The organism is Thermomonas sp. (assembly GCF_023953935.1).
Lineage (GTDB): Bacteria > Pseudomonadota > Gammaproteobacteria > Xanthomonadales > Xanthomonadaceae > Thermomonas.
Genome location: NZ_JAMLIW010000011.1, coordinates 15,805 through 31,865, shown reverse-complemented (window position 1 = coordinate 31,865; position 16,061 = coordinate 15,805). Strand labels below are relative to the sequence as shown.

General features: G+C 67.0%; 15 protein-coding genes. 9 read left to right on the top strand and 6 right to left on the bottom strand.

Annotated features, from left to right (window positions below; genetic code table 11):
- The 3 genes from M9902_RS11540 to cysN all read left to right on the top strand — a co-directional run.
- A partial coding sequence (locus tag M9902_RS11540) for a hypothetical protein (protein ID WP_297223156.1) occupies nucleotides 1-282 on the top strand: 282 nt, incomplete at its 5' end.
- 123 nt (nucleotides 283-405) lie between these two features.
- Entirely contained in the window at nucleotides 406-1,338 is a 933-nt protein-coding gene (gene cysD, locus M9902_RS11535; RefSeq protein WP_297223154.1) for a sulfate adenylyltransferase subunit CysD, read from the top strand.
- Nucleotides 1,338-3,314 (top strand): sulfate adenylyltransferase subunit CysN, encoded by a 1,977-nt coding sequence (gene cysN / locus M9902_RS11530; protein WP_297223152.1) that lies wholly within the window; start codon nucleotides 1,338-1,340, stop codon nucleotides 3,312-3,314. The genes cysD and cysN overlap by 1 nt, the downstream gene beginning before the upstream one ends.
- Here cysN and M9902_RS11525 read toward each other — a convergent pair.
- Complete coding sequence (locus M9902_RS11525; protein WP_297223150.1) at nucleotides 3,302-4,333, bottom strand: histidine kinase; 1,032 nt, start codon at nucleotides 4,331-4,333, stop codon at nucleotides 3,302-3,304. The genes cysN and M9902_RS11525 overlap by 13 nt on opposite strands.
- A 139-nt stretch (nucleotides 4,334-4,472) precedes the next feature.
- Complete coding sequence (gene rnd, locus M9902_RS11520; protein WP_297223148.1) at nucleotides 4,473-5,573, bottom strand: ribonuclease D; 1,101 nt, start codon at nucleotides 5,571-5,573, stop codon at nucleotides 4,473-4,475.
- A 125-nt stretch (nucleotides 5,574-5,698) separates the two neighbouring features.
- Between rnd and M9902_RS11515 the strand changes: the two genes are divergently transcribed.
- Genes M9902_RS11515 through M9902_RS11505 form a run of 3 tightly spaced genes read left to right on the top strand, consistent with a single transcriptional unit; the run spans nucleotide 5,699 to nucleotide 10,579 of the window.
- The gene (locus M9902_RS11515) at nucleotides 5,699-7,528 is read left to right on the top strand and encodes a formylglycine-generating enzyme family protein (RefSeq protein WP_297223146.1); all 1,830 of its coding nucleotides are present in this window, start codon (nucleotides 5,699-5,701) and stop codon (nucleotides 7,526-7,528) included.
- A gap of 48 nt (nucleotides 7,529-7,576) precedes the next feature.
- Nucleotides 7,577-8,467: a M48 family metallopeptidase gene (locus M9902_RS11510; RefSeq protein WP_297223144.1), complete on the top strand. Its 891-nt coding sequence runs from the start codon at nucleotides 7,577-7,579 to the stop codon at nucleotides 8,465-8,467.
- 27 nt (nucleotides 8,468-8,494) lie between these two features.
- On the top strand, nucleotides 8,495-10,579 hold the full coding sequence (locus tag M9902_RS11505; RefSeq protein ID WP_297223142.1) for a tetratricopeptide repeat protein: 2,085 nt from the start codon (nucleotides 8,495-8,497) through the stop codon (nucleotides 10,577-10,579).
- 49 nt (nucleotides 10,580-10,628) lie between these two features.
- On the opposite strand, the gene phaR is transcribed toward M9902_RS11505, so the two are convergent.
- The 3 genes from phaR to M9902_RS11490 form a co-directional block, all read right to left on the bottom strand.
- Nucleotides 10,629-11,135 carry a polyhydroxyalkanoate synthesis repressor PhaR gene (phaR, locus tag M9902_RS11500; RefSeq protein WP_297174147.1) on the bottom strand — a complete coding sequence of 169 codons (507 nt, stop codon included), beginning with the start codon at nucleotides 11,133-11,135 and terminating at the stop codon, nucleotides 10,629-10,631.
- 100 nt (nucleotides 11,136-11,235) lie between these two features.
- The gene (locus M9902_RS11495) at nucleotides 11,236-11,463 is read right to left on the bottom strand and encodes a hypothetical protein (RefSeq protein WP_297174144.1); all 228 of its coding nucleotides are present in this window, start codon (nucleotides 11,461-11,463) and stop codon (nucleotides 11,236-11,238) included.
- Nucleotides 11,464-11,476: 13 nt separating this feature from the next.
- A complete protein-coding gene (locus M9902_RS11490; RefSeq protein ID WP_297223140.1) occupies nucleotides 11,477-11,830 on the bottom strand; it encodes a hypothetical protein in 354 nt (117 codons plus the stop codon).
- Nucleotides 11,831-12,032: 202 nt separating this feature from the next.
- Here M9902_RS11490 and M9902_RS11485 point away from each other — a divergent pair, with 202 nt between their 5' ends.
- A complete protein-coding gene (locus tag M9902_RS11485) occupies nucleotides 12,033-12,818 on the top strand; it encodes a tRNA threonylcarbamoyladenosine dehydratase (RefSeq protein WP_297174139.1) in 786 nt (261 codons plus the stop codon).
- A gap of 46 nt (nucleotides 12,819-12,864) precedes the next feature.
- On the opposite strand, the gene miaB is transcribed toward M9902_RS11485, so the two are convergent.
- Complete coding sequence (miaB, locus tag M9902_RS11480; RefSeq protein ID WP_297223137.1) at nucleotides 12,865-14,250, bottom strand: tRNA (N6-isopentenyl adenosine(37)-C2)-methylthiotransferase MiaB; 1,386 nt, start codon at nucleotides 14,248-14,250, stop codon at nucleotides 12,865-12,867.
- Nucleotides 14,251-14,387: 137 nt separating this feature from the next.
- On the opposite strand from miaB, the gene M9902_RS11475 reads away from it, so the two are divergent.
- Nucleotides 14,388-15,374, top strand: coding sequence for a lytic transglycosylase domain-containing protein (locus M9902_RS11475; protein ID WP_297174131.1), 987 nt, complete (start codon nucleotides 14,388-14,390; stop codon nucleotides 15,372-15,374).
- A gap of 87 nt (nucleotides 15,375-15,461) precedes the next feature.
- The gene (gene petA, locus M9902_RS11470) at nucleotides 15,462-16,058 is read left to right on the top strand and encodes a ubiquinol-cytochrome c reductase iron-sulfur subunit (RefSeq protein ID WP_297174128.1); all 597 of its coding nucleotides are present in this window, start codon (nucleotides 15,462-15,464) and stop codon (nucleotides 16,056-16,058) included.
- The last annotated feature ends 3 nt before the right edge of the window (nucleotides 16,059-16,061 follow it).

Genomic DNA, 16,061 nt, shown 5'->3' with positions numbered 1-16,061 from the left:
CAGTTTGGACGGTTCGCAGAGAATCTCACGCAATTGGGTCCGGCGGAGGGCGCGACGGCGGGTCCGGCAGCGGCGGATCTGATTCCGGGCGACCTGGCGTTGGGGGAAAAGACGGGATACCGCTTCACTTTGGCGGCAGCGGCGGAGGGCTACACCGTGACCGCCGTCCCGGTGGCTTTCAATTCGAGCGGGCGGCGTACGTTTTACTCCGATCAGACCCTGGTGATCCGGCAGGAGTGGAGCGCCGAGGTGGCGAACGCGCAAAGCGAAGAAATCAAATAGTTTTCGAGCCACAACGGGCCGGATGAGCGCCGCCTGGGGAGATCCCCGGCGGCGCTCTCTGCGTTGAAGGAGGACCCGGCAGGAGGAGAACCACAACGGCAAACTGTATTATGTTGATAGGGAATGGGCAGATGGGGTATCCTGTCGGAAGTGTTGCCCGTACTGTCTCACTTGCGAGCGCTGGAAGCCGAAAGTCTTCACATTTTGCGCGAAACTGCGGCTCAGTTCCGGAAGCCGGTGCTGTTGTACTCGATTGGGAAGGACAGCTCCGTGCTGGTTCATCTGGCAAGGAAGGCCTTCCATCCGGGACGGATTCCCTTCCCTCTGCTCCACATCGACACGACGTACGAATACCCGGAGATGATCGAGTTCCGCGACCGCTTCACCCGCGAGATTGGGGCGGAACTGCGGGTGTATACGAATCAAGAGGCGATCGCGGGCGGCGCGAACCCCTACGACCTGGGGACGGCGAAGTGTTGCGGGCTTCTGCGGACGCGCGCCCTCGTCGATGGCTTGCGGCAGGGCGGTTACGACGCCGCACTCGGCGGAGCGCGGCGCGACGAGGAGAAGTCGCGGGCCAAGGAGCGGGTGTTCTCGTTCCGCAACGACCACCACCGCTGGGATCCGAAGAACCAGCGCCCGGAACTGTGGAACCTGTACAACGCGCGCATCCACAAGGGCGAATCGGTGCGCGCGTTCCCGCTGTCGAACTGGACCGAGCTGGACATCTGGCTGTACATCTTCCGCGAGCGGATCGAGGTGCCCTCGCTGTATTTCGCACGCACTCGGCCGGTGGTCGAACGCGACGGCGCCCTGATCATGGTCGACGACGCGCGCCTGCCGCTGCACGCCGGCGAAGTCCCGATGCAAAAGCAGGTGCGTTTCCGCACCCTGGGCTGTTATCCACTGACCGGCGCGATCGAATCCGAGGCCGACACGCTGGAGAAGATCATCGCCGAGATGCTCGTCGCCACCACCTCCGAACGCCAGGGCCGGGTGATTGACCAGGACCCGTCCGCTTCGATGGAGAAGAAGAAGCAGGAGGGGTATTTCTGATGACGATCCGTGATTCGAGAGACGTGATTCGTGATTCGAAAGAGCAAGGTGCTGCCGCGCCGTCTTCTTCCAATCACCAATCACCAATCCCCAATCCCGAGGCCGCGACGGCCGTCGCGGCCTATCTCCAGCAACACGAAACCAAGGGCCTGTTGCGTTTCATCACCTGTGGCAGCGTGGATGACGGCAAGAGCACCTTGATCGGGCGGCTGTTGCACGACACCAAATTGCTGCTGGACGATCAGGTCAGCGCGCTGGAGGCCGACAGCCGGCGCTTCGGCACCCAGAACGGCGAAATCGATTTCGCCCTGCTGGTCGATGGCCTCGCCGCCGAGCGCGAGCAGGGCATCACGATCGATGTCGCTTACCGTTTCTTCGGCACCGAGCGGCGCAAGTTCATTGTCGCCGACTGCCCCGGCCACGAGCAGTACACCCGCAACATGGCCACCGGCGCCTCCACCGCCGATGTCGCCGTGGTCCTGGTCGATGCGCGCAAGGGCCTGCTGACCCAGACCCGTCGCCACAGCTACATCGTCAAGTTGCTGGGCATCAATCGGGTCGTGCTCGCGGTCAACAAGATGGACCTGGTCGACTTCGACCAGACCGCGTTCGACGCCATCTGCGGCCAGTACCGCGCGCTGGCCGCGCACCTTGGCATCGCCCACGTCGACTGCCTGCCGCTGTCGGCGCTGCTGGGTGACAACATGATCGCCCGCTCCGGGCGCACGCCCTGGTACACCGGTCCCACGCTGCTGGAGTTGCTGGAAACGGTGCCGATCGACCGCCACGACACCGAGGCGGCGTTCCGCCTGCCGGTGCAGTGGGTATGCCGTCCGAATCAGGATTTCCGCGGCTTTGCCGGCACGGTGGTGTCCGGAGCCGTGGCGCCCGGTGATGCGATCTTGGTGCAACCCTCGGGTCGCCGCTCGCAGATCTCGCGGATCGTCACCGCCGATGGCGACTTGCCATCCGCGGGCCCCGGGCAAGCCGTCACCCTGACCTTGGCCGATGAAATCGACGCCAGTCGCGGTGATGTCATCGCGGCCGCCGCCAGCCCGCTGGAAGTGGCCGACCAGTTCGCCGCGCATGTGTTGTGGATGGGCGACGAGCGCCTGCTGCCGGGCCGCCCGTACCTGCTGAAGATCGGCACCCGCACGATTGGCGCTTCGGTGACGGAGATCAAGCACAAAGTCGACGTCAACACCCAGGAGCAACTGGCCGCCAAGCACCTTGAGCTCAACGAAGTCGGCCTGTGCAATCTGCACCTGGACCAGCCGATCCCGTTCGAGGCCTATGCCGACAGCCGCGCGCTGGGCGGTTTCATCCTGATCGACCGCCAGAGCTTCGCCACGGTGGCGGCGGGCACGCTGGAATTCGCGCTGCGCCGTGCCGGCAACATCCACTGGCAGCACCTCGACGTCGACAAGGGCGAGCGCGCCGCGATCAAGCACCAGCCGCCGCGTTGCCTGTGGTTCACCGGCCTGTCCGGCGCGGGCAAATCGACGATTGCCAACCTGGTCGAAAAGAAGCTGCTGGCGCTGGGCAAGCACACCTACCTGCTTGATGGCGACAACGTGCGCCACGGTCTCAACAAGGACCTGGGTTTCACCGACGAGGATCGCGTCGAGAACATCCGCCGCGTGGCCGAGGTGGCCAGGCTCATGACCGACGCCGGCCTGATTGTGCTGGTCAGCTTCATCAGCCCGTTCCGCGCCGAACGGGCGATGGCGCGTGCGCTGTTCGATCCGGGCGAGTTTCTCGAAGTCTACGTCGACACCTCGCTGGCGGAAGCCGAGCGCCGAGACGTCAAGGGTCTCTACGCCAAGGCGCGACGTGGTGAACTGGCCAACTTCACCGGCATCGATTCGCCGTATGAAGTGCCGGAGTCACCGGAGCTGCACCTGCATACCGGGGATGCCGATGCGGCAACCCTGGCCGATCACGTGCTGGCGACGCTGGGTTATCAGGCGCTCTGAGGACTGGCCGCCGGGCGCACCGGCAGCCACAGCCGCGCCACGAACCGCCCGTCCTCGACCCCGGCGTCGATCCGCCCGCGGCCGTCGGTCAGGGCCACGACGCGTTGGCGCGCGGACGTCAATCCGACCGCGTGCCCGCCGCTGCCGCTGCCGGTGGCCGGCAGGTCGTTGCGCACGATCACTTCCACGCCCTCCGGCGCACACCGCGCCTCCACCTCCACGCAACCGCCGTCGGCCAGACGTTCGATGCCGTGCCGGATCGCGTTTTCCGCCAGCGGCTGGATCGACAGTGAAGGCACCGTGATGTCGGGCAGATCGTCGGCCACTTTCCAGTCCAGTTGCAGCCGCGGACCGAAACGCAGCGCCTCGATTTCGAGGTAGCGGTGGGTCAAGGCCAGTTCTTCGGCCAGCGGAATCTGCCGCGGGCCGCGCAGCGCGCTGCGGAACAGGTCGGCCAGATCCAGCAGCACCCGTTCGGCCTCGTCCGGGCGCTGGTGCACCAATGCTGCGCCGGTGTTGAGGGTGTTGAACAGGAAATGCGGGCGAATCCGCGCTTGCAGGGCTTCCAGTTCCAACTGTTTTGCGCGGATCACCAGCTGCCGCGATTGCCAGTAATTCTGGTAGGTCAGCAGGCCCACCAGCCCGACCACCAAGGCAATCCCCAGCATTCGCAGCACGAAACTCAGGCGGCTGCCTGCGGGCGTGCCGCTCAACTCGATCACGCTCCACGCCGCACCGGCGACCAGCAGGCTCATTCCCAGCAGCAGCATCAGGCAGACCCAGGCCAGCCGCAGCGGCGGCAGCCGGCCCAGCGGGCGGCGCAGCAGATACAGCGCGCACAGGGTGCCGATCGCCACCCACTGCACGCACAGCGAGGCCAGGCCAAAGTGCACCAGGCGATCGCCATCCTGTGCCGCCGCCAGCGCGACGATCGCAGCCAGCGCCTCGCCGCCGAGGACCACGCTCAGCAGCGCCGGCGGGCGCCAGAGGGCAGCGAGCGGATTGGTGGACGTGTTCACGAGGGCAGGGTCGGTTGGACGCAACGGGCGTGGCTGGACTGGAATTGAAGCACGCGGCGGCGCTGTCTGCGCTGTGGCGACGGGTTCCCGACGCTGAAGGTGCTCGGTCATCCACGCATTCGGGAGCGCCGCGCGACGCTCAAGGGTCGAGCAATGGCGCCAGCCGAGGTTCCAGCAGGCGGCGCCGCCAGCCGGCCAACGCGCCGGCCCAGCCCGCGCCGTTGAGCAAGGGTTCGAGCATCCGGCGCGAGGCGAGCACGCCCTCAGGCAGCTGCAATTCGGCCGCCAGCGTGGCCACGGCCTCCTGCAGCGCGCGCAAGCGCTTGCGGTCGGATTCGTCGTCCTTCGCCAGCGGTGCCGCGGCCTCGTCGGGAAGAGGCGTGGCCAGCGCATGCCACAGGGCCTCGCGCAGGCCGCGCGGGGCTTTGGGCGCGGCGTCCAGCAGCGCATCGCAGGCGCTGCGATCGGCCGGATTGCGGCGGGCGAGGGTGACCGCCAATTCGTTGTCGAGGATCCAGCCGCGCGGGCGGTCGCTGGCGCGGGCTTGCAGTTCGCGCCAGCGCAGCAGTCGCAGCAGGCGGTGCTGGCCGTCGGCATCGAGAAAGCGCGCGCTGCGCAGGCCGAGGTGGGGCCACGGGTCCGGATCCGGGTCGGCCGCGGCGTCCAGCTGGCGCGTGCTGTCTTCGTCCAGCCAGCTGCTGCGGCCGCTGGCATCGAGTGTGGCTTGCAGCTGCGCGTGCAGGACGTGCAGATGGCGAACATCATCGGCGGCATAGTCGAGCTGGGCCGGTGAGAGCGGGCGACGCAGCCAGTCCGACCGGGTCTCGCCCTTGGCCAATTCGGTTCCGGTGAGTGCGTGCACCAGCTTCTGGTAGCTCATCCCGGCGCCGATTCCGGCCAGCGCGGCGGCGGCCTGGGTGTCGAACAGGGGCGTGGGCAAGGCGCCGCAGGCGTGCTGGAAGGCCACCAGATCCTCGCTGGGGCTGTGCATCACCTTCACCACGTCCGGGTTGGTCAGCAGCGGCGCCAGCGCGGCGGCCATGTCATCGATACAGGCATCGACCAGCAGGATCTCGTCGGCTGCGGCCGCGGTGCCATCCTGGCCAAGCGCGATCTGCACCAGCGCCAGCTGAGGCCAATAGGTGCGTTCGCGGATGAATTCGGTATCCAGACCAACCGTCCGGGGCGGATTGGCAAGGCGCTCGCGCAGGGTGTCGGGGCTGTTGATCCAGTGCGTCATCCGCACATTATGCGGGCGTCGCGGTTGCCGATGACGGGTCCATGCCCTAACGTCACCCAGTGCACCGGTCAGCGGTGCGTCGTTGCCGGAGTGGACGTTTGCGCACACGCGTGCCGTTGATTGCGATGGTCGCCTTGCTTGTCGCCTGCGGGCGCGATCCGGCGCCGCCGGCCAAGCCGGCGGCCAAGCCGGTGGCCGCAGCGCCTGCCGGCGTGGTGGCACCGGCGCCGCGCAGCGAAGGCGAGGTCAGCATCCAGGGCGATGATGCGCTGGCCGGCGTGCTCAGCTGGAGCTTGCCGGAGGTGAAGATCGAGCACCCGGCGCGGGCGCGGGCCGAGGCGCGCCGCGCGCTGGCCAACGGCGACCTGTTCGAAACTGAACATTCGGCCATCCCGCTGCTGCTGGCGCTGCGCAAGCTGCAGCCGGACAACCCGGATGACGGGCCGCTGTTGGCCAAGGCGCGCAGCGCGCTGCTGGCCCAGGCCAACGCCGCGCTGGGCGCCAGCGAAGATCCTGCCTCGCTGCGCTACGCCCAGCGCATGGGCACCGTGCTGCGCTTGCTGTGGCCTGCGGATCACGACGTCCAGGAGTATCTGGAGCGGGTCGATCGAGCCGAGCGCGCGTTCGACATGATTGCCAGGGGCTTTGCCCTGCTGCGCGCCGGACGGTTGGATGATCCGGGCGGGGCGCTGGCGAGTTTCCGCGCTGCGCAGGCGCTGTGGCCGGCCCAAATCGGCGCCGGCCAGGGGATGGCCGCGGTGGAGGCGGTACTGATTGCGCGTGCGCAAACGCAGGCGCTGGCGGGTGATTTCGACACCGCTGGCATGACCTTGGAACGCGCCAGGCGGGTGCGCGATGACGCGCGGACGCTGGCGGTGGCCAAGGCCCGGGTCGAGGCAACGCGGGCTGACAGCATCCGCCGCCTGGGCGATGCCGGCATGATGGCCTTGGCCGATCCGGCGGGCCTGCAATTTGCGCGCGAACGGCTGGTCGACATGCTGCGCATTGCCCGTCCCGGCGACCGCGCCGCCGTCGTCCTGCGCGAGCGGATCGACGTGGTCAGCCATTACGGCCTGTTTTATCCGGGCGAAGTATTCAGTGATCAAATGCCGGACGGCAGCCGTGCCCCATCGTTGGTGGTGCTTCGCCATGGCAGCTTCATGATGGGTGCCGCTGCCGATGAACCGGGTGCGTCGGCAGATGAACAGCCCCGGCATCGCATCGAATTCGAACGTGGTTTCGCGATGACGCGGCACGAGATCACGGTGGCGGAATTCCGTCGATTCGTGCAGGCAACCGGCTATGCAACCCGCGCCAGCCAGCGCGGCCATTCGATGATCTATGACGTCCGCAGCGGCAACTTCGCCAGGGTCAGCGGGGTGGATTGGCGCTCCGGCTACGATGGCCAGCCCGCAGCCGGCAACCTGCCGGTGGTCCACGTGACGGCCTGGGATGCCGAGGCCTATGCGGCCTGGCTGTCGGCGCAGACCGACGCCCACTACCGCCTGCCCAGCGAGGCCGAATTCGAATATGCGCTGCGATCCGGCGGGCAGGGGCGCTTTCCCTGGGGCAATGGCGGTCCGCCGGCAGGCGTCGACAACTTCGCCGGTGGCAAGGATGCGTCCCCGCGCGGGCTGCATTGGAACAATTCCTTCCCGAGCTACGGCGATGGCTGGTGGGGTCCGGCGCCGGTCGGCAGCTTCGCGCGCAATGCCTTCGGCCTGTTCGACATGGGCGGCAACGTCAGCGAGTGGGTGGCCGATTGCTGGCACAAAGGCTACCGACGCGCGCCTGCCAACGGCGCCGCCTGGGTCAACCCCGGCTGCCGCACCCGCATGTACCGCGGTGGCTCCTGGGCCAGCGGACCGGACCAGCTGCGCTCGGCCTGGCGGGTGTCCGGTGGGGTCGACATCACCAATTCGCGGATCGGGTTCCGGCTGGTGCGCCAGCTTTGACGCATCGCGCCCGCTGCGGCACTCTGCGTCCATTCACTGGAGGATGCGATGAACCAGATTCCAACCGGACGCCGTCGCGGCGGACTGCGCATTTGGGTGCTCGTGCTGTTCGCGCTGTACGCGGGCTGGTACTGGTACTCCAACCGCAGCGTCGACCCCTTGACCGGGCAGACGGTGATGATCGACCGCAGCATCTCGCCCGAACAGGAAAAAGCGCTGGGATTGCAGGCCTGGCGCGAGCTCTTGCAGCAGGAGCGCCCCTTGCCCGCGGACGCGCAGGCGTCGCGGCAGGTACGCGCCATCGCCGAGCGGCTGATAACGGTGATCCCCGAGGTGTCCGACGCGCTGGCCGCCGAGCACCAGATGCAGGCCAGCCACATCGAAAAATCGTTCGATTGGGACGTCAACGTGCTGCAATCGGACCAGGTCAACGCCTTCTGTCTGCCCGGCGGCAAGATGGCGGTCTATACCGGCCTGCTGCCGGTGGCGCAAAACGATGACGCCATCGCGGTGGTGATGGGCCATGAGATTTCGCACGCGCTGCTGCGCCACGGCGCCCAGCGCATGACCCGCGAGCGCCTGGAGCAGATCGGCCAGGCCGCCGGTGCGGCCAGTGGCATGGATCAGGGCACGCTGCGGACGGTGATGTCGGCCTATGGCCTCGGCAGCGCGCTGCCCTATGCGCGTTCGCAGGAAACCCAGGCCGATGAACTGGGCCTGATGCTGGCCGCCGCCGCCTGCTTCGATCCGCACGAAGCCATCCCGCTGTGGCAGCGGATGGACCAGACGTCCGGCGGCGGCGCGCCGCCGGAGTTCGCGTCCACCCACCCCAGCGCCGGCACCCGGATCCAGCACCTGGAGGAACTGATGCCCAAGGCCGAGCAGTACCGCGCCAGGTTCTGCAAGCAGCCAACGCCGACGCCGGCGTTGCCGAACTGACGCCGCGCATTGCGGCGCTTCAGGCGCATGGATATCCAGCGACTGTTTGCGGAATTGCGGCGCCGGAACGTGCTGCGGGCGGTCGTGTTCTATGCGGGGGCCGTCTGGGCGCTGGCGCAGGGGATCGCGCAACTGGCACCGGCACTGGGCGGCTCGGACGCGATCGTGCGCTGGTTCCTGCTGGCAGCGGCGCTCGGGTTTCCGGTCTGGGTCGTGCTGGCGTGGGTGTATGAACTGACGCCGCTTGGTTTGAAACGAGAGAGCGAGATCGCCGCCGATGCGTCGATTCCCCGCACCAGCACGCGGAAACAGGATCTGGCGATCATCGTGGTTCTGGCCATCGCGGTGGTCCTGCTTGCATCGCGGCAGATTCTCCAGCCCCGCGCACCGGATGCGTCGCCGGCCCCGGTGGCCGCGCTCGATCACTCGGTGGCGGTATTGCCGTTCCGCAACCTGTCGGGGAATGCGGACAATGCGTACTTTGCCGCGGGCATGCAGGACCTGATCCTGACCAAGCTGGCCGGAATCCACGGTCTGCGGGTCATTTCGAGAACTTCGGTCGAGGGCTATCAGAGCAATCCATCCAGCGTCAGGGCGATCGCGGCCGAGCTTGGCGTGGCCGCCGTTCTCGAGGGCAGCGTGCAGCGCAGCGGTGACCGGGTGCTCATCAACGTGCAGCTTGTCAGTGGCAGGGACGACAGCCACCTTTGGGCGGAAAGCTACCAGCGCACCCTCGACGATGTCTTCGGGGTTGAAGGCGAGGTCGCCGGGAAGATTGCCGATGCCCTGCAAACGCGGCTTTCCCCCGGCGAAACGGCGGCGCTGGCGCAAGCGCCGACCCGCAACAAGGCAGCGCTGGATCTGTACCTGCGCGCCGAATCCTTCGCTTACCGTGGGCATCGTGATTACGACACGGGGCAGCTTGCCAAGGCTGCCGACCTGTATCGTCAAGCCATCGCGAACGACACCGGATTCGCCTTGGCGATCGCACGGCTGTCCTACGTGGAAAGTGAACTGGCGTGGTTCGGTGGCGGCGGCAGCGACGTGAATCAGCTGAACATGCGGGCGCGGCTGGATGCGGAGCGCGCCGCGCAACTGGCGCCGGAACTGCCGGCCGCCCAGCTTGCGCAGGGCTACAGCGCCTACTGGGGACGCGGCGATCTTGCGACGGCGCGTCAGGCCTTTGACCGCGCCCTTGCACTGCAACCGGGCAATGTCGATGCGCTGATGGCCAGCGCGTTCGTCCTGCGGCGTGGCGGCGACCCCGAGGCTGCCGCTGCGTTGCTGGAAAAAGTGCGCCTGCGGGATCCCCGCAACAGCGTCGCGTTGTTCGAACTCGGCAACACCTATCTGATCGCCGGGAACTTCACGCAAGCAGTGAAGTGGCTCGAACAGGCGCTGCGCATCGATCCCGACAACCTCAACGCGCGGTTTTTCCTTTCCAACGCCATATTGTTCAGTACCGGCGATCCGAAGGCGGCGATGGATCCGTTGCGCGGCAACGATCCCTACATGCAGCTCCAGCGTGGCACCCTGCTGGTGTATCAGCGGCGTTACCGGGAAGCGCAGGCAGAAGTCGAGGGCGTTCCCGATACCCCGGAAAACTTCCAGCCGGGGCTCAATCCACCCAAATCCCTGCAGTTGGCGGATCTGCATCGGCTGCAGGGCGACCTCGCCGGGGCGGCCCCGCTGTACGCCCAAGCGCTGGAGGAACTGCATGCCCAGTTGACCGGCCAACGCGGGGTCAATCTGGCGTTCGTGTGGAGCAACCTCGCCGGGGCCGATGTCGGGCTGGGACACCGCGAGGCTGCGCTGGCGGCGATTGCCAAGTCACAGGCAATCATCAGCACCAGCCAGGATCAATTGGCGGCAACTGCGCCCTTGTTGCTCAATGCGGTCGGCTACGCGCAGCTCGGCCGCGCCGATCTGGCCGTGCCGCTGCTCACGCGATTGTTCGCCGTGCCCGGAGTCAATCTCAATTACGCGCCGATCATGCTGAAGCTCGATCCGGCCTGGGATCCGATCCGTACCGATGCGAGCTTCCAGCAACTCCTCTTGCACGCAACCGCGGGCAAACCGCAGGCACCGGGTGCCGGCGTGAACGGCGACTGACGGGAAGCTCGCAGCCACATGATTCGCGCAACCAGACAGCCAAGCCGGCTCAGCGCGGTTTGCGGCCTTCCTTGCCGGCGTGCGCGTCGCGACCGTGCCCGGGATGGGTGGCGCTGCCCATGCCGCTGCCGAGGTTCTGCTGGAAATCCTTCCACAGCGCCATGTTGCGCTCGGTGAGCTGGTTGAGCAGGGTCCAGGGCGTCTGCCCGAGCAGGCCACCCATTTGCTGGCGGAACTGCTGCTGCTGCTCGAGGAATACCTGCATCGAGCGTTCCAGGTAATTGCCCATGAAGCCCTGCAGCGAGTCGCCGTAGAAGCGGATCAGCTGGCTCAGCAGCTGGGTGGAGAGCATCGGCTGCCCTTCCTGCTCGTGCTCGGTGATGATCTGCAGCAGCACCTGCCGGGTCAGGTCCTCGCCGGTCTTGGCGTCGCGCACTTCCAACGTTTCGCCATCGACGATCAGCTGGCGCACGTCCTCGATCGTGATGTAGCTGGAAATTTCCGTGTCATACAGACGTCGGTTCGGATATTTCTTGATGACGCGGGTCGCGGGCATGGAGCAAAGACTCTAGTTTGCGCTGGACGCAGCATGGCGCAGTGCAGCACGGGTTGCAACCGGGATCCGCGTATCCACTACCCGCACAGGGGTGCCAGCGTCAGCCGCCTTGTGGATGTTGCAGGTCGGTGCGCAGGCGTCGATGGAATGCGCGTGCGAATTCCAGGGCATTGTCGCCGTAGGGCGTCAGCCGGCGCAGGCTGTCCGCCTCCAGCGCGTTCACCGCGTCGATGGGGGCGCCGCGGAAGCGCTCCAGGTAGAGCTGCTCAAGCAGCACGGTCAGCGTGGTCAGCCGATCCTGCTGGGTGTTGAGATTGACGGCAGGCACGGCGGCTCCGGGTTCAGTGGTTGGCGTAGTAGTGGATCACGCGCTTGCATTCGAGCAGGCCGAGATCGGTTTCGAGCTTGTACATCCGGGCCGCCTCGAGGGTGTCTCCGGCCCGGATCCGCGCCAGCACCTTGTCCGAGGGTCGCGGCAGGTTTTGCGGCGCGTAGGGATCGTCGACGTTCGCGGTTGCCGCCGTTCCCGGATCGCGCGCAGGCCCGGGAACGCTGCCGCGCTTTCGGTTCAGGTGGCGGACGTAGAAGACCAGTCCGAGCATCAGCGATACGGGAATCAGCACGCCCAGCAGCGCGGGCAACAGCACAAGCAGACTATTGACAGGCCATTGATGGATGATGATGGCGCTGGACACGGCATGGTCTCCAGTAAAATGCGTCCTGGTCGAGGCGACATCGAAACTCGACGTTGCCCGCAGGTTCGGCGGGATCGGCTCGGGGCCGCCTGCTGGTGATCGATCGTCTCCCCGTGGAGTACGCATGACTGTGCATGAACCGGACAGTTTCCGGCAACCTGAGATGGCTGTCGCAGGTACTGTGACCGCACCGGCTGCGGGCATGAGCGAACGCTTCAGCGGCATCGATCGCCTGTACGGTCGCGGCGCGCTGGCGCGACTGGCGGCTTGCCGGGTGACGGTGGTCGGCGTCGGTGGAGTGGGCTCGTGGGCGGTGGAGGCGCTGGCGCGCAGCGGCATCGGCAAGCTCACCTTGATCGATGCCGACGAGCTGTGCGTGTCCAACACCAACCGCCAGCTGCCGGCGCTGGAAGGGCAGTACGGGCGCCGCAAGATCGAGGCGATGGCCGAGCGCTGCCGCGGCATCCAGCCGGACATCGCGCTGTCGCTGGTGCCCAAGTTCCTGACGCCGTCCAACCTCGAAGAACTGCTGGGCGACCCGGTGGATCTGGTGCTGGACGCCTGCGACAGCTTCCGCAGCAAGGTTGAAATGATCGCGTACTGCCGGCGGCGCAAGCAGCCCGTCATCACGGTGGGCTCGGCCGGTGGTCGCAGCGATGTCACGCAGATCCGCGTGCGCGACCTCTCTCGCACCGAGCACGATGCGATGCTCTCGCTGATCCGCAAAAAACTGCGCGGCGAATTCAATTTTCCGAAAAACCACGACCGCTATTTCGGCGTGCCGGCGGTGTATTCGCTGGAAAACGTGCGCTATCCGCAGGCCGATGGCCGCGTCTGCGGGACCCGCCCGGCCTTGGCCAAGGACGAAGCGCTCAAGCTTGACTGCGGGGCCGGTCTCGGCGCGGCCACCCATGTGACGGGCGCGTTCGCCTTCGCCGCAGTGGGCAAGGCGATCGAGATGCTGCTGCGGCCGAAGCCCCGTGCTTGAACGAGGTCGCTGAGTGACGCTGCCGAAGGCGCCGACGGCTTTCCGGCTACTTCGTCACCACTTCGCCGCGCAGCGAATTGCTCATCGCCGCGGTGATGCGCACATCCACGAACTGTCCGATCAGCCGCTTTGGGGCCGGGAAATTCACCGAGCGCATGTTCTCAGTTTTGCCGGTCAGCTCGTCGGGATCCTTTTTCGACGGGCCTTCCACCAGCACGTTCTGGATGCTGCCGACCATGGCCTGCGAAATCGCCGCGCCGCGTGCGGTCAGGTCCTGTTGCAGACGGTCGAGCCGGGCGTGCTTTTCCGCGCCGGACACGTCATCGGCCAGATCGGCGGCGGGCGTGCCGGGTCGGCGCGAGTAGATGAAGGAAAAGCTCTGGTCGAAGCCGACGTCGGCGATCAGCTTCATGGTCTTTTCGAAATCGACCGCGGTTTCACCGGGGAAGCCGACGATGAAGTCCGAGCTGATGCAGATGTCGGGCCGCGCCGCGCGCAGCTTGCGGATCTTCTGCTTGTATTCCAGCGCGGTGTAGCCGCGCTTCATTGCCGCCAGGATGCGGTCGCTGCCCGACTGCACCGGCAGGTGCAGGTAGTTGGCCAGCTTGGGCACGTCGCGGTAGGCCGCAACCAGTGAATCGGAAAAATCCAGCGGGTGCGAGGTGGTGAAGCGGATCCGGCCGATGCCCTCGATTTGCGCGATGGTGCGGATCAACAGGCCCAGGTCGGCGGTGTCGGCGCCATCGCCCAGCCGACCGCGGTAGCCGTTGACGTTCTGGCCCAGCAGGTTGACCTCGCGCACGCCCTGCGCGGCCAGCTCGGCCACCTCGTCGAGCACGCTGGCGAACGGCCGGCTCATTTCCTCGCCGCGGGTGTAGGGCACCACGCAGTAGGAACAGTATTTCGAGCAGCCTTCCATGATCGAAACGAAGGCGGTCGGCCCCTCGGCGCGCGGTTCCGGCAGGCGGTCGAATTTCTCGATTTCCGGAAAACTGATGTCCACCTGCGACTGGCCGGTGGCCTGGCGCCGGTGCAGCATTTCCGGCAGCCGGTGCAGGGTTTGCGGGCCGAACACCAGATCGACGTAGGGCGCGCGGTCGAGGATGGCGGCACCTTCCTGCGAAGCCACGCAGCCGGCCACCCCGATCACCACCGGGCGGTCGGCCTGCTTGAGGTGCTTCCAGCGGCCGAGCTGGCTGAAGACCTTTTCCTGCGCCTTCTCCCGCACCGAGCAGGTATTGACCAGGATCAGGTCGGCCTCCTCGACGTGCTTCGTTTCCTCCATGCCTTCCTGGATGACCAGCAGATCGGCGATCCGCGCCGAGTCGTATTCGTTCATCTGGCAGCCGTAGGTCTGGATGAAGAATTTCTTTGCGCCGGGGGTGGACGGGCGGGCGGCGGGCAGGGCGGGGAGCGGAAGCAGGTCGGTCATGGGGATTTTCCGGGGCGCGGTGGACAGTCCGGGCCGGTGTGAACGGGTATTTTAGCGGCTGTGGCCGAGGCTGGCGGGCACTGTGTCGAAAAAACAAGGACTTGCCATTCCGCGTCCAAGGGCAGACACTCAGCCGCATGTTGGGGAAGCTTGCCACTGCCGGGGTGCTGCTTGCGCTGGTCATGCCGGCGTGGGCGGGGCAGGTGTACCGCTGCGTCGGGGCGGACGGTGGCGTCAGCTACGTCAGCAAGCGGGTGTCCGGGGCACAGTGCAAGGTGGTCAGCAGATTCCGTGCAGAACGGAGCCCGCGGCACCGACCCGCGGCCGCCCGGGCGACGGCCGTTCCCGTCAACCTGAACAACCCCGCGCCCAGCCCGATGTCGGCCTCTGCCGGTGGCGTGGCGCCGGTGTCCGGCGTGACTGCCACGACGGCGCCCGCGGCCGCCGCCCCGCCGCCAGCAGCAGCCGTTGCAACAACGCCCGCCCCGACGCCTGCCAGCTCCGGCCCACGGGTGGTGCGTGGCCAGGTCTATTCCTTCGTCGGCGCCGACGGCGTGCGCAACTACACCAGCGTGCGCCCGCGCGGGGTACCGGCGGCGGCAGTGCGCACCATTGCCTACAGCTACATCCAGACTTGCTATGCCTGCGGCAGCCTGCCGGGGGTGAATTTCGGCAGCCTGCGCCTGAATACCAGCGCCTACGATGCCGAAATCAGCGCCGCCGCGGCGGCCAACGGGGTTGAAGAGGCGGTCGTGCGCGCGATCATTCATGCGGAATCGGCCTTCAACCCGCTGGCGCTCTCACGCGCCGGGGCCCAGGGCCTGATGCAGCTGATGCCGGGCACGGCACGCCGTTTCGGTGTGACGGATGCCTTCAACGCCGGCCAGAACATCGCCGGCGGGGTGCAGTATCTGGCCTGGCTGCTCAAGCGCTACAACAACGACCTGACCCTGGCCGCCGCCGGCTACAACGCCGGCGAGGGCGCGGTGGATCGCTATGGCGGGGTGCCGCCCTACAGCGAGACCCAGCGCTACGTCCAGCGGGTGGCCGTTTTGGCACAGCGCTACCGCAGCGCGCTGGCCCCGGCGGCGGCTTCGGCAACGGGCGGATTGTCGGTTCGCTGAACGTTCCGTTAAACTTGCGTGTCTTTGATCGAGATTGCGTACCGGCGCGATGGTGCCGGTTGCGTCCAGGCTACAACGGAGTACAGGATGGCCAACGAAGAGGTCGACAGCGGTCGGCGCCGATTCCTCACTGCGACCACTTCGGTCGTGGGGGCGGTTGGCGTGGGGTTCGCGGCGGTGCCTTTCATCAAGTCGTGGAGCCCGAGCGCGCGCGCGCGCTTTGCCGGCGCGCCGGTGACCCAGGACATCAGCGCCCTGACCGAGGGCCAGCAGCTGGTCCTCGGCTGGCGCGGCCAGCCCATCTTCATCGCCAAGCGCAGCAAGGCCATGCTGGACGTCCTGCCGCAGATGGACGCGCTGGTGGCCGATCCCAAGTCGGATGCGTCCGAGCAGCCGGACTACGCCAAGAACGAGAACCGCTCGATCAAGCCGGACATCCTGGTATTGATCGGCGTGTGCACGCACCTGGGCTGCGCGCCCGAGCTGCACGCCGAGATCAAGCCCGAGCCGTTCGACCCGAACTGGAAGGGCGGCTATTTCTGCCCCTGCCACAAGTCGCGCTATGACATCTCCGGGCGCGTGTTCAAGGCGCAGCCGGCGCCGCTGAACCTGCCGGTGCCGCCGTATTACTTCGCGGACGACAATACGGTCGTGGTCGGCGTCGATCACAAGGGAGCCGCGTAAGCC

Bases quoted from the DNA above. Each gene is read 5' to 3' on its own strand.
- rnd (WP_297223148.1), bottom strand. From the start codon at position 5,573: ATGACGCACTGGATCAACAGCCCCGACACCCTGCGCGAGCGCCTTGCC.
- M9902_RS11505 (WP_297223142.1), top strand. From the start codon at position 8,495: ATGGATATCCAGCGACTGTTTGCGGAATTGCGGCGCCGGAACGTGCTG.
- miaB (WP_297223137.1), bottom strand. From the start codon at position 14,250: ATGACCGACCTGCTTCCGCTCCCCGCCCTGCCCGCCGCCCGCCCGTCC.
- cysN (WP_297223152.1), top strand. From the start codon at position 1,338: ATGACGATCCGTGATTCGAGAGACGTGATTCGTGATTCGAAAGAGCAA.
- petA (WP_297174128.1), top strand. From the start codon at position 15,462: ATGGCCAACGAAGAGGTCGACAGCGGTCGGCGCCGATTCCTCACTGCG.
- M9902_RS11510 (WP_297223144.1), top strand. From the start codon at position 7,577: ATGAACCAGATTCCAACCGGACGCCGTCGCGGCGGACTGCGCATTTGG.
- M9902_RS11515 (WP_297223146.1), top strand. From the start codon at position 5,699: ATGGTCGCCTTGCTTGTCGCCTGCGGGCGCGATCCGGCGCCGCCGGCC.
- M9902_RS11475 (WP_297174131.1), top strand. From the start codon at position 14,388: ATGTTGGGGAAGCTTGCCACTGCCGGGGTGCTGCTTGCGCTGGTCATG.
- phaR (WP_297174147.1), bottom strand. From the start codon at position 11,135: ATGCCCGCGACCCGCGTCATCAAGAAATATCCGAACCGACGTCTGTAT.
- M9902_RS11485 (WP_297174139.1), top strand. From the start codon at position 12,033: ATGAGCGAACGCTTCAGCGGCATCGATCGCCTGTACGGTCGCGGCGCG.
- cysD (WP_297223154.1), top strand. From the start codon at position 406: ATGGGCAGATGGGGTATCCTGTCGGAAGTGTTGCCCGTACTGTCTCAC.